The following is a 13,345-nucleotide window of genomic DNA, read 5'->3' on the forward strand; positions in this document are numbered from 1 at the left end:
ATTAATTTTTAAAATAAAAACGCAATGAAAAAAACAACATTAACGGTAGTATTACTGCTTTCTATCATTTGCGCATTTGGTCAAAAGAAAGCTGTAAATAGGGCATTTAGCGAAGCTAAAATGGAAAAACCCAACTTTCAGGAAGCCCGTGATAATATTAAAGGAGCACTAACAAATCCAGAAACTAAGGACGATGCCAAAACTTGGTATGTTGCGGGATTTGTAGAAAACTCTTATTTTGAAAAAGACAACGTTCAGAAAACATTGGGAATGACATTGAAAGACGGTGACGGACCAATGTATGATGCGTTAGTAAAAAGTTATGAATATTTTTTGCAAGCTATCGCATTAGACACTTTGCCCAACGAAAAAGGGAAAATCAAACCCCGATATGTCAAAGACATAAGAAAAACATTAAAACAAAACATCGATGGATATGCCAATGCAGGAGTTTATTATTTCACACAAAAAGAGTATAAAAAAGCATACGATGTGTGGGGTATCTATCTAAACATTCCTAAGATGTCTATCATGAAAGGCGAAAAAGAAGGCCTTCCGGCAGATTCAACTCTGGCTATTTTAGAATTTAACAGGGCATTGGCAGCACTTCAAACCAATGATACGACATTAGCCATAAAAGCGTTGAACGAAGCAAAAGGAAATGGATACAATCAAAACGATATCTATAAATATCTCGTATATGAATATGAGATGACACAAGATACGGCCAATCTGATTAAAACACTTCAAGAAGGTGAAAAACTATTCAAAAACGAAATGGTTGAAGTGAAAGACGAGAACGGAAATACAAAAATGCAGAAAGAGAATACCTACACATTGAAGTTGATCAATCTCTATATATTTAGCGGGAAATACGATGAAGCCATAGCTACACTCGAATCTGTATTGGCTGACGAACCTAACAATGCAGAATATTGGAATGTAAAAGGAAATCTGTATGAATCCCAGAAAAAGTACGATCAATCCATAGAATGTTTCGAGAAGGCAATCTCCATAAATCCATCTTATGCCGATGCTTTGGGCAGCATAGGACGTGTTTATTTTAATCTGGCTGTTCAAAAAAATAATGAAATCAGCACGATAACAGACAATGCGAAATATACAGAAGCAAGAGAAAAAGAAGTTCTTCCTTTGTTTGAGAAATCTCGTCCTTATTACGAAAAAGCATATGAATTAAAACCGGACGAACCCGACTATAAATATGCATTACGTAATATCTATTATAATTTGAACGATGCAGAAAAATTAAAAGCTATTGAAGGTCAATAATTTTCGCATTGCATAGATAATTTATAGGGAAATCCGGTTCACATGAAATGTGAATCGGATTTTTTGTAAATATATAAATCGTTGTCTTTCATTTTATTAAATTAATATTCCCAATATTTTATTTAACATAATACAAATTATAGGACAAATTTAATTCAAATAAATAATATAACCTCCACAAGCTCTTTAATTCGATATATAATTTGTATATTTGTAAATATGATGTACCAAAAATCTATTCAGGATTTTATTTTAGAATATTCTGATTTTGATACTAATAAGTTACGGTTGAAAAATATCCAAGCTGATTTTGATGTAGCTTGGGCCATTCAACAAATCGAAGCCCGTAAAAAGATACGCGACAAGCTACCTACATGGGCTTCAAACATGAATATTGTTTTTCCATCTATTCTATCGACAGAACAATGTTCCTCGGAACTGACCGCACGCTATAAGCAAAATTTGATAATTCCGGGAGATACTGTCGATTTGACCGGAGGCTTAGGTGTAGACAGTTTCTTTTTTTCTCAAAAATCAGATCATGTAGTTTATGTGGAGCAATTAGCCGAATATTGCCGAGCGGCAAAACAAAACTTTAAAAACTTATGTACCGATAACATAACCGTTACGCACGACGACTGCATAAACTTTCTACAAAATAACGATCGACATTTTCAAAATATATATATCGATCCTGCGAGAAGAGGCTCCTGCAATAAACGGATATTCGCTATCGACGAATGTGAGCCTAATGTAATAGAGCTTATGCCTGTACTTTTCCAATGCGGGAAACGTATCATAATAAAGGTATCTCCTATGGTCGATATAACAGCTACCCTTTCTCTCTTACCAGATATTTCAGAGGTACATGTTGTATCCGTAAAAAACGAATGTAAGGAATTATTATTAGTCATCGATACCGAGTCGGAAAAATCGAGTGATCGAGATACGATTATTCATTGTATACAAATCAATTCTTTTGACAATATATCGGATTTCACGTTTGGAATAAAACAAGAAAAAGGCCTTCCCTACTCGACTTTTTGTAAAAGTATAAAGAAATACCTCTATGAGCCCAACACATCTATACTCAAAGCAGGAGCTTATAAATCTATCGCTATTGAATATGACATAGAAAAGTTACAAACCAATAGCCATTTATATACTTCGGACAACTACATCTCTAATTTTCCGGGACGGAAATTTGAGATCATAGAAACAGTTACATTCAATTCGAAAAATATAAAAGATATCAAAACGAAATATCCTCAGACAAACCTATCGACACGTAATTTTCCCCTAACCACAGCAGTATTACAGAAAAAGTTAAAGACCAAGGACGGAGGTGATTTATATCTTTTCGCCACAACCCTATCGAATGACAACAAAGTATTAATTATCTGCAAGAGAGCGACTAACGCTTAAACATTCGATCCATTTTCCGTTTATCCTCTCTCTCCTTAATCGAATCTCGCTTATCGTATTCTTTTTTACCCTTAGCGATAGCAATAACCACTTTTGCCAATCCCTTCTCATTAATAAAAACTCGTGTCGGTATTATTGAAAACCCCGATTCTTTGGCAGCCCTCTCTATTTTCTGAATTTCTTTATGAGTTAATAAAAGCTTTCTGTCTCGCCGAGAAGAGTGATTGTTATAAGAACCATAGAAATACTCGGCTATATACATATTTTTTATCCAGATTTCTCCATTATTGATGTAACAAAAAGAGTCCGTCAGCCCGGCCTTACCCAACCGAATTGACTTTATTTCAGTTCCAGACAGCACAATTCCCGCATGAAAGGTATCGAGCAATTCATAATCGAAACTCGCCCTCTTATTTTTTATATTTATTTGTGGTAACTTCATTTCTATACTAATTAAATCAATCCGGGCATCAAAAAGTACAATAGTTTCTGAATGGACAAAGGTATAACAAGAAATAATATGGTTGTAGCCACTACGTATAAAATATTTTTTTGATCTGGAATTTCCATATACCTTTGACTGTTCCAAATCACATAGGCTAACAGAAGGGGTAAAAAATCAACTATAGACGGAAGTTCTATAAACAATCGGATAACAAAAATGGAAATATCAAACAACATATACAATGCCAATGTGTATCCGACAAAACGTTTTATACGAGACTCTGGTTGCAAAATCTCCAACATGTAAGTCGAAAAAATTTTCATTACATATACAAGAGCATAGAAGCCGGCAAAAAATTTCACAAATTCCACGATTGCCAACTGCAAGGCTCTTGGTAAAGAAGCATCGTTAAAAAAATGTCCTAAAAAGGATACTATCGCAGTTATTCCCATAAGCGGATATAGGAATTGATTCAAAAATATTTGTGTCGCATACGGCACTTTATCCATTTTTTGCCATGTCTTCCCGGGAGAAACAATAAGCAAAAAGAGATGCTTCAAATCGTTCATAAAACTGCTGTATTTCTATATTTGTACGCAAATATAGCATTATTTATTCTATTTTACGACTTCTCTCTTCATATTCTACTATCTCCATAAGGAAAGAAAAAAGTAAAATTCTTATCTTTGCATCTAAAAAAATAAAAAATAGACACCCCCATTTGATATCGCATATTTCATAGGTTAGTCTATATTAAATTAAAAAGTATGCCCACAATCTCTCATAGAGGCGAAGTCATGCCGGCCTCTCCTATACGAAAACTTGTTCCTCTCGCCAACAAAGCCAAAGAAAAAGGAATAAAAGTTTTTCATCTAAACATCGGGCAACCCGATTTGCCGACTCCTCAAATAGGGTTGGATGCGTTACGGCACATGCATCGCCGAATACTGGAATACAGTCCCAGTGAAGGCATAAAAAGCCTTCGGGAAAAGTTAGTCCAATATTATGACAAATTCCATATTCATGTGACAGCCGATGATATAATCATCACCACAGGAGGCTCTGAGGCTGTATTATTCTCATTCATGGCTTGTCTGGACCCCGGCGATGAAATTATTGTTCCAGAACCGGCATACGCCAACTACATGGCATTCGCTATCTCGGCCGGAGCAGTAATCAAAACTTTACCCTCTTCTATTGAAGAAGGTTTCGCGTTACCTTCTATCGAAAAATTCGAATCTCTAATTACGCCAAAAACTAAGGCTATACTAATCTGTAATCCCAATAATCCCACCGGGTACTTATACACCCAAAGAGAAATGAACCAAATACGGGATCTGGTAAAGAAATATGATTTGTTCCTATTCTCCGACGAAGTATATCGGGAATTTTGCTATACAGGAGCGCCCTATATATCGGCTTTCCACTTAGAAGGGATTGAAGAACAGGTAGTGTTAATAGATTCCGTTTCAAAAAGATACAGCGAATGCGGAATTCGAATAGGAGCCCTGATCACTCGACATAAAGAATTAAAAAAGAGTGTTATGAAATTCTGTCAGGCCCGACTCAGTCCACCTCTTTTAGGACAAATCGTAGCCGAAGCCTCTATCGATGCTCCCGAAAGTTATATGCTTTCTACCTATAACGAGTATGTAGAACGGCGTAAACACCTAATTGACGGTTTAAACCGAATTCCGGGGTGTTACTCCCCTATCCCTATGGGAGCATTCTACACCGTAGCTCGATTACCGGTAGATAATGCCGATAAATTCTGTGAATGGTGTTTATCTGAATTCGAGTACGAAGGACAAACCATATTTATGGCTCCCGCCTCAGGGTTCTACACCACTCCCGGATTGGGGAAGAACGAAGTTCGTTTAGCCTATGTACTGGAAAAAGAAGAACTATCAAAAGCTCTAATCGTTTTACAAAAAGCATTAGAAACATACCCCGGTCGTACCATCAATGAATAATTGGAAATTATATATTGCTAATCGTATACATTTCGACAAACAGCATCGAAAAAAAGCTACCCCACCGGCCGTACGTGTAGCTGTGGCCGGTGTTGCGCTAGGATTAGCCATAATGATACTGTCGGTTGCGATTGTCATCGGTTTCAAAAAAGAAATCCGAAGCAAAGTTGTAGGATTCGGCGCTCACATTCAGATAACGTCATTCGATAATAACATGACTTACGAAAAGCAGCCGATTCAATATACCGATAGTCTGCGTGAAATATTGTCAGAATGCGATGACATCACAAAAATAGACCCTATCGGGACAAAACTGGGTATGATAAAGACCGATACCGATTTTATGGGAACGGTTCTGAAAGGAGTTACCCCCGACTATAACTGGTCTTTTTTCAAGAAATATCTGGTCGATGGCTGTTTACCTAAAATTCAAGACTCAATAATATCCAACGAAGTCCTCGTTTCCAAAACCATAGCTGATAAATTGGATCTGCATATCGGGGATAAAATATACTGCTACTTTGTCCAAGAGCAAGTAAGAGCCCGACGATTTTCTATTTCAGGAATATATCAGACCGATTTTTCGGATTATGACAAACTGTTGATTATCGGAGATGTAAGACATGTTCAACGCCTTAACGATTGGAATCCCGACCAGTATAGCGAAATAGAACTGATGATAAAAGATTTCGATAGAGCCGACGACATAGCATATGAACTATATACACAATTAATAGACCGTCCCGATGATTATGGGACACATTATTATCCTCAATCCATTCGCACATTGAATCCGGTCTTTTTCGGCTGGCTCGATTTACTCGATATGAACGTCTGGATCATACTTATTCTCATGGCCGCCGTATCGGGCTTTACCATGATTTCAGGATTACTCATTATTATATTGGAACGCGCGAATATGATTGGCATATTGAAAGCATTAGGAGCAAACAATACCTCTATTCGGAAAATATTTTTATACGTATCGGTTTTCCTTGTCGGGAAAGGTATGATATGGGGGAATATTATTGGTGTCGTCCTATGCCTGATTCAACGACACTTTCACATTGTAACACTCAATCCCGAAGCATATTACGTACCTTATGTTCCTATCGAAATAAATTTTTGGTACGTTTTATGGTTGAACATCGGCTGCATGCTTGTATCGGTTTTGATGCTGATCGCACCTTCCTATTTGGTTGCGCTTATTCGCCCGGCCAAATCTATAAAATTCGAATAAGCGCCCTACTCGATTTCTTGTTGCTTCGGTAAAAATAGGTTAAGTAAGATATATCCTAAAATACCGGATACGAGAGACCCCATTACAATACCGAGTTTCGCATGTTCCAACAATTCTATTCCTTCTGGCCCCATATTACCAAAAGAAAGATTTGCAATAAACAAAGATACTGTAAAACCAATACCACCCAACACAGATACTGCCGCTAACGACTTCCATGTAGAGTGTGTCGGCATCGGAACAATTTTCAGTTTAATGATTAACCAAGAAGAGAAAAAGATACCCACAAATTTTCCGAACAACAACCCGACAAAAACGGCCAAACTAATACCCGTAAATAACGAAGACAATTCTATTCCCGACAAAACAATCCCTGCATTGGCAAAAGCGAATAAAGGGATAATAAGATAGTTGATCACGGGATGCAATGTATCTTCAAGGTCTTGTAACGGGCTTATCACTTTATCGGATGCAGATTCTATACTCTTCAAACAGTTTATTTGATCTTTGGAGAGCATTATCGAGCTATCGCTGTCCCCATGAAACTGTTCCTGCGGGAAATTAGCTATTTCATCTCGAATCGTACTGATAAAACGAGTAGTCGCCAATACCGGTTTAGCGGGAATACAGAAAGCCACTAATACACCGGCTATCGTAGGGTGAATACCTGAATTTAAGAATAAAAACCAAACTACACCGCCAAGTATGAAATAGAACATTTTACTATTGATTCCGGCACGTCCGCCCAACCATAAAATCAAAAATATGCCGGCAGCATAAAACAAGTAAGTAACCGATATATGACTGGAATAGAAAATCGCAATAACCAATATACCTCCTATGTCATCGACCACCGCCAATGTTGTTAGGAATATTTTCAAGGAAATGGGGACTCTTTTTCCCAACATAGCCAAAACGCCCAACGAAAAAGCAATATCTGTCGCCATAGGAATGGCACTCCCTCTCAGGAAATCACTGCCTCTGCCAATATACATAAATAATAAAACAGGAATAACCATTCCACCAATAGCGGCAACGATCGGTAATAATGCTTGCTTTATGGAGGTCAATTCTCCAACCAACACCTCTCTCTTTATTTCCAGTCCGATAGAAAAAAAGAAAATCGCCATCAATGCATCGTTGATAAATTCCATTACGGTCATAGGATGCCCATTATGGCTAAATAAGTTGAAATCCCCCAACTGTAAAGATATAGGTTGTGCCCACCAAGAAAAATACATATCGGCAATCGGAGAATTAGCGATGATAAAAGCCAACAATGTCGCCACTATCAAAACATTACCTCCGCTGGCATAATTTTTAATCGACTTTTTTATGGCATATAAGCTATCCATATAACATTCCGTATTTGTAATTTAAACAAAGAAAGCCTTTTACGGTTTTCCAATGACGAAAAAAAGAAACCGATTTACCCTAATCGAGTTTCAATACCGCTAGAAATGCTTTTTGAGGCACTTCTACCGAACCGATTTGTTTCATACGCTTTTTCCCTTTTTTCTGTTTTTCCAACAGTTTTCGTTTCCGGCTGATATCACCGCCATAACATTTTGCCGTAACATCTTTACGCACTGGTTTGATCGTTTCTCTGGCTATAATTTTAGCCCCGATTGCGGCCTGAATAGCGATCTCGAATTGCTGGCGAGGAATAAGCTCTTTCAACTTTTCACACATTCTTCGTCCAAAAGTTACCGCATTGTCTACGTGCGTCAACGTCGACAAAGCATCCACCGACTCCCCGTTTAAAAGAATATCGAGTTTGACCAATTTAGACTCCCTGAAATCATGAATATGATAATCGAAAGAAGCATACCCTTTCGATATACTTTTAAGTTTATCATAGAAATCAATGACAATTTCTCCTAACGGCATATCGTAGATAATCTCTACTCTATTCCCCGATATATATTCCTGCTTGACCAGCTCTCCACGCTTCCCCAGACACAAAGTCATAATAGGTCCGATGTAGTCGGTCGAAGTAATGACCGATGCCCGTATATAAGGTTCTTCGATGTGATCTATCAACGTAGGATCTGGCAATCCAGAAGGATTATGAACCTCCACCATTGCACCTTTCTTATCGTAAACCTTATAAGAAACATTCGGAACCGTGGTAATAACGTCCATATTGAATTCTCTATCCAATCTTTCCTGAATAATTTCCATATGGAGCAGCCCCAAAAAGCCACATCGGAAACCAAAGCCCAAAGCCGCAGATGATTCAGGTTGAAAAGTCAAGGATGCATCGTTTAATTGCAGCTTTTCCAATGAAGCTCTCAGGTTCTCAAAATCTTCTGTTTCGATGGGATACACTCCGGCAAAGACCATAGGCTTAACTTCTTCGAATCCATCGATTGCCGAAGAACACGGTCGCTCTATATGGGTAATCGTATCTCCCACTTTCACCTCTCTGGACGTTTTTATTCCGGAAATAATGTATCCTACATCGCCGGCCGACAACTCTTTTCGAGGAACCATATCCAATTTCAAAACACCTATCTCATCGGCCTCATACTCTTTTCCGGTCGCAACGAATTTTACCTTATCGCCGGTTTTTATTCGTCCGTTACAAATTTTGAAATAAGCGATAATTCCTCTGAATGAGTTAAATACAGAATCGAAAATAAGGCACTGTAACGGTGCATCCACATCTCCCTGAGGAGGATTTACCCGTTCTATAATAGCCGAAAGAATATCTTCGACCCCCTGTCCTGTTTTTCCGCTGGCACGTATAATTTCTTCCCGTTTACACCCCAGCAAATCTATAATTTGGTCTTCTACTTCATCGGGACGAGCGCTATCCAAATCTACTTTATTGACAACCGGTATGATTTCCAAGTCATGTTCAATCGCCATATACAGATTGGAAATAGTCTGTGCTTGTATTCCCTGAGAGGCATCGACGATAAGCAATGCACCTTCACATGCGGCAATAGACCGAGAAACTTCATAAGAGAAATCCACGTGCCCCGGAGTGTCTATAAGATTCAGAATATACTTCTCACCCTTGTAAATATATTCCATCTGTATTGCATGACTTTTGATCGTAATTCCCCGTTCTCGTTCCAAATCCATATTGTCGAGAACTTGATCCTGTAAATCTTTGTCTGCAATGGTTTTGGTATACTCCAACAAGCGATCGGCCAGGGTACTTTTTCCGTGGTCTATATGTGCAATAATACAAAAATTGCGTATATTTTTCATTGAAATTAATCTGATAGTGTGCGCAAAGATAACGATTTTTACAATAATGGGCAATAGACAAAAAGGGGTAGCTCACAAGATGAGCTACCCCTCTTACAAATATAAATACAATTTTATTTCTTGAAATAACGATTGTATAAACCTTCGAAGCCTTTACCGTGGCGAGCTTCGTCCTTAGCCATTTCATGTACAGTGTCATGTATAGCATCATAGCCAAGTTCTTTGGCACGTTTTGCAATACGCATTTTGTCTGCACAAGCTCCACTTTCAGCTTCCATACGAGCTTTTAGATTTTTCTCTGTATTCCAAACGATTTCTCCCAAAAGTTCTGCAAACTTAGATGCATGTTCAGCCTCTTCCCAAGCATAACGTTTAAAGGCTTCTGCCACTTCGGGATAACCTTCACGATCTGCCTGACGGCTCATAGCAAGATACATACCTACTTCGGTACATTCACCCATGAAATGAGCTTTAAGACCCTCCATAACTTCGGCATCCTCTACTACACCGTCACCGATATGATGTTCCGTTACAAAATCAAGTTCATCTGATTCAACAACTTCTTTGAATTTTGAACGAGGTTGTTTACATTGCGGGCAAAATTCAGGAGCTTCATCACCTTCGTATACGTAACCGCATACTGTACAAATAAATTTTTTCATGATTGGTTATTTTAGTTAGTTATTTAATGTTGAGTTTTCTTCTGGCAAGACGGGCACGTTCCCTTACAATAAACTTGAATATCAGAAATATCATAATCCTTCAAAGATTCTATTTGTAAAGGGGGTAAATCAAAATCGAATATCTCTCCGCAAGAAGCACATTTAAAATGCAAATGCGGAGTCTCCCGGGCATCAAAACGGGCATTTTTCTCATCGATCGTAATCATCTGTATAACACCGTGTTCTGTTAATAAATTTAAAGTGTTATAAACGGTAGCTTTGGACAACGTCGGAATAGATGGATATAAAGCATTGAATATCGTATCGGCTGTGGGGTGTGTATGGTGTGTCATCAAATAATCCAACACGGCCATGCGTTGCACCGAAGGCTTTATATTATATCGTCGTAATCTATTTTGTGCCGATTCTTTCATCTTTCTTTATTTGTAATGATTACAATTTTGTAATGGCAAAAATAATATATTTCTAAATACGAATAATAAAATTATTGTTAATAATTTTATTATTCTATCAAATATCCGGGTAATGTCCTACAATTATACTGGGAAGCCATAGCCTCCCCATAAGCGCCAGCCGATCGAATGGCAATCAAATCACCTCTTTTTGTCTCGTTGAGCATTACATCTTTCCCGAAACAATCCGAAGATTCACAAATAGGTCCAACGACATCATATCGACACTTCTCCATATCCGAAGTGATATTCTCGATGCAATGATGTGCCTGATAAAGTGCCGGACGAATCAAATCGGTCATACCGGCATCTACGATAACAAACTGTTTTTCGATACCCTTCTTGACATATAGTACTCTGGTTATCAACGATCCGCATTGACAAACGATAGAACGTCCCAACTCGAAATGCAACTGTTGGCCCCCTCTCAAATTCAGATTATGCTGAAAAATATCGAAATAACGACCGAAATCGGGAATAGGATTTTTATCGGGATTTTCGTAATCGACTCCCAATCCACCACCTACATTAATATGTTTTACTTGAATATTGCGCTTCGACAAATCGTCTTGTAGTTGATTGATTCGCTCGCAAAGAACGTGAAATGTTTCTAAATTCAATATTTGAGAACCTATGTGAAAATGAAATCCCACGAGCTGGACATGCGGGGAACGTTGTATTTGCGAAAATATCGAATCCAACATTTCGATAGGAATACCGAATTTATTTTCACTAAGTCCTGTCGTAATATACTCATGAGTATGAGCATCGATATTCGGATTAATACGCAATGCAATCGAAGCTATATTCTCCTTTTTCTTGGCAAGTTCTTCTATAACCGACAACTCCTCTGCCGATTCCACATTAAAGCAAAATATCTTCTTTTCAAGGGCATATTCTATTTCCCAGTCGGCCTTTCCAACCCCGGCAAATACAATTTTTTTTGCAGGAAACCCTGCCTCCAAAGCAGCTTTTATTTCCCCTCCGCTCACACAATCGGCTCCTATTCCCGAAGCCGCGATAAGTTTCAATATTTCTGGATTAGCATTGGCTTTTACAGCATAATGAATATGATAATTCCGTTCTCCTGCCAAGCGAATCAGTTTTGCTAATGTGTTACTCAGCAATGTTTTATCATAATAATAAAAAGGAGTCCTCGTTATATTGAAATGGCTGATGGGAAACATTATACACACAAAAATTTAAATGTCATGTAGAGATATTTCTACATGACAATATATTATTTATTCTCAAAAAGATAATGACTTAAAGACCGAAGAGCCTTTACCTTATCCTCCCGGCGAACCAAGAAAGAAATATTGTAATTACTTCCTCCATAAGATATCATTCGCACAGGAATATCTTTCATGGCTTGAACAGCTTCGGACTCAAATCCGACATTATTCCATTCCAAATCCCCGACAACGCAAATGATCACCATATCCTCATCGACAGTCACGGTTCCGAATTTACGCAAATCGTCGAGAATTTCTTGCAGGTGTTTGGTATTGTCTATCGTAAGAGAAACTCCCACTTCCGATGTCGTCACCATATCGATAGAAGTCTGATAACTTTCAAATATTTCGAATACCTTCCGCAAGAAACCATACGCCAATAACATTCTCCCCGATTTTATTTTTATGGCTGTAATATTCTCCTTAGCGGCAATCGCTTTAATTTGCCCATCTGATGAATGATCGTAAACCAGAGTACCCGGAGCTTCGGGCTGCATCGTATTGAGAAGTCTCACCGGAATGTTATTCAACTTGGCCGGCAATACACATGTAGGATGCAATATCTTCGCACCGAAATAGGCCAATTCTGCGGCCTCCTCAAATTGCAGGAAACGAACAGGCTTCGTGTTCTCTACAAACCGAGGGTCGTTATTGTGCATACCATCGATATCGGTCCATATTTGTATCTCTTCTGAATTGATTGCCGCACCTATCAACGACGCTGAATAATCGCTACCTCCTCTTTGAAGGTTATCTATTTCTCCATAAGCATTCCTGCATATATATCCCTGAGTAATGTAAATTTCGGCATCTGGACTTTCTTGAAGCAATGAAAGCAATTTATTTTTAATAAATTGGTTGTCAGGCTCCGAATTCTTGTCTGTGCGCATATAATCAAGAGCAGGGATAATAACCGATTTCACTCCTTGCTCCAATAAATAGTTATTCATCATCGCAGTCGACATCAACTCGCCCTGAGCCAAAATAACTTTTTCCTCAAATAAAGTGAACAAATCTTTTGTAAAGGAACGAATATGGTCGAAACACCCTTTAATTACTTCGAGTGTCTTTTGCTTATACTCGTCGGTACTATACAATTCGTCTATGACTTTATTATATTTCCTTTCGAGATTTCCGATCGTTTCCCTAGCGCCATCTGTATTTTTCTTATACAAATAATCAGATATTTCCACTAAGGTATTCGTTGTTCCGGCCATAGCCGATAACACTACGATTTTCCGATTCCCATCACAAATTAATTTGGCAACATCTTTCATGCATTGAGCACTGCCGACGGAAGTTCCACCAAATTTGAGTACTTTCATTTTTTATTTACTTGTTTTTAATATAACAAAACGGTTCTTATTTCTTCGCAAAAAT

Annotated in this window: 11 protein-coding genes; 4 read left to right on the forward strand and 7 right to left on the reverse strand. The window is 38.1% G+C overall.

Features of this window, described 5'->3' with window-relative positions; translation table 11 throughout:
* Window positions 1-24: 24 nt before the first annotated feature.
* Together NBH06_RS03400 and NBH06_RS03405 are read left to right on the forward strand one after the other, a co-directional pair.
* Window positions 25-1,290: a tetratricopeptide repeat protein gene (locus NBH06_RS03400; RefSeq protein WP_008862046.1), complete on the forward strand. Its 1,266-nt coding sequence runs from the start codon at window positions 25-27 to the stop codon at window positions 1,288-1,290.
* Between the two features lie 219 nt (window positions 1,291-1,509).
* The gene (locus NBH06_RS03405; RefSeq protein WP_250792787.1) at window positions 1,510-2,715 is read left to right on the forward strand and encodes a THUMP-like domain-containing protein; all 1,206 of its coding nucleotides are present in this window, start codon (window positions 1,510-1,512) and stop codon (window positions 2,713-2,715) included.
* Here the strand turns inward: NBH06_RS03405 and smpB are convergent.
* The gene (gene smpB / locus NBH06_RS03410) at window positions 2,705-3,157 is read right to left on the reverse strand and encodes an SsrA-binding protein (protein ID WP_250793363.1); all 453 of its coding nucleotides are present in this window, start codon (window positions 3,155-3,157) and stop codon (window positions 2,705-2,707) included. The two genes, NBH06_RS03405 and smpB, sit on opposite strands and share 11 nt — an antisense overlap.
* A 770-nt stretch (window positions 3,158-3,927) precedes the next feature.
* On the opposite strand from smpB, the gene NBH06_RS03415 reads away from it, so the two are divergent.
* Both NBH06_RS03415 and NBH06_RS03420 read left to right on the forward strand, forming a co-directional pair.
* Entirely contained in the window at window positions 3,928-5,133 is a 1,206-nt protein-coding gene (locus NBH06_RS03415) for a pyridoxal phosphate-dependent aminotransferase (RefSeq protein ID WP_008862042.1), read from the forward strand.
* On the forward strand, window positions 5,126-6,373 hold the full coding sequence (locus NBH06_RS03420) for an ABC transporter permease (RefSeq protein ID WP_155012474.1): 1,248 nt from the start codon (window positions 5,126-5,128) through the stop codon (window positions 6,371-6,373). The genes NBH06_RS03415 and NBH06_RS03420 overlap by 8 nt, the downstream gene beginning before the upstream one ends.
* 5 nt (window positions 6,374-6,378) lie before the next feature.
* On the opposite strand, the gene nhaA is transcribed toward NBH06_RS03420, so the two are convergent.
* The 6 genes from nhaA to NBH06_RS03450 form a co-directional block, all read right to left on the reverse strand.
* The gene (gene nhaA, locus NBH06_RS03425) at window positions 6,379-7,728 is read right to left on the reverse strand and encodes a Na+/H+ antiporter NhaA (protein ID WP_155012475.1); all 1,350 of its coding nucleotides are present in this window, start codon (window positions 7,726-7,728) and stop codon (window positions 6,379-6,381) included.
* 79 nt (window positions 7,729-7,807) lie between these two features.
* A complete protein-coding gene (gene lepA, locus NBH06_RS03430; protein ID WP_008862039.1) occupies window positions 7,808-9,595 on the reverse strand; it encodes a translation elongation factor 4 in 1,788 nt (595 codons plus the stop codon).
* A 113-nt stretch (window positions 9,596-9,708) separates the two neighbouring features.
* Entirely contained in the window at window positions 9,709-10,257 is a 549-nt protein-coding gene (locus NBH06_RS03435; protein WP_008862038.1) for an NADH peroxidase, read from the reverse strand.
* Between the two features lie 23 nt (window positions 10,258-10,280).
* Window positions 10,281-10,691, reverse strand: coding sequence for a Fur family transcriptional regulator (locus NBH06_RS03440; protein WP_008862037.1), 411 nt, complete (start codon window positions 10,689-10,691; stop codon window positions 10,281-10,283).
* Window positions 10,692-10,780: 89 nt separating this feature from the next.
* Window positions 10,781-11,917: a diaminopimelate decarboxylase gene (lysA, locus tag NBH06_RS03445; RefSeq protein WP_046409878.1), complete on the reverse strand. Its 1,137-nt coding sequence runs from the start codon at window positions 11,915-11,917 to the stop codon at window positions 10,781-10,783.
* 53 nt (window positions 11,918-11,970) lie between these two features.
* On the reverse strand, window positions 11,971-13,290 hold the full coding sequence (locus NBH06_RS03450; RefSeq protein WP_195492917.1) for an aspartate kinase: 1,320 nt from the start codon (window positions 13,288-13,290) through the stop codon (window positions 11,971-11,973).
* Window positions 13,291-13,345: the final 55 nt, after the last annotated feature.

Source organism: Barnesiella sp. B2-R-119, from assembly GCF_023656675.1.
In the GTDB taxonomy this organism is placed as follows: Bacteria; Bacteroidota; Bacteroidia; order Bacteroidales; family Barnesiellaceae; genus Barnesiella; species Barnesiella intestinihominis.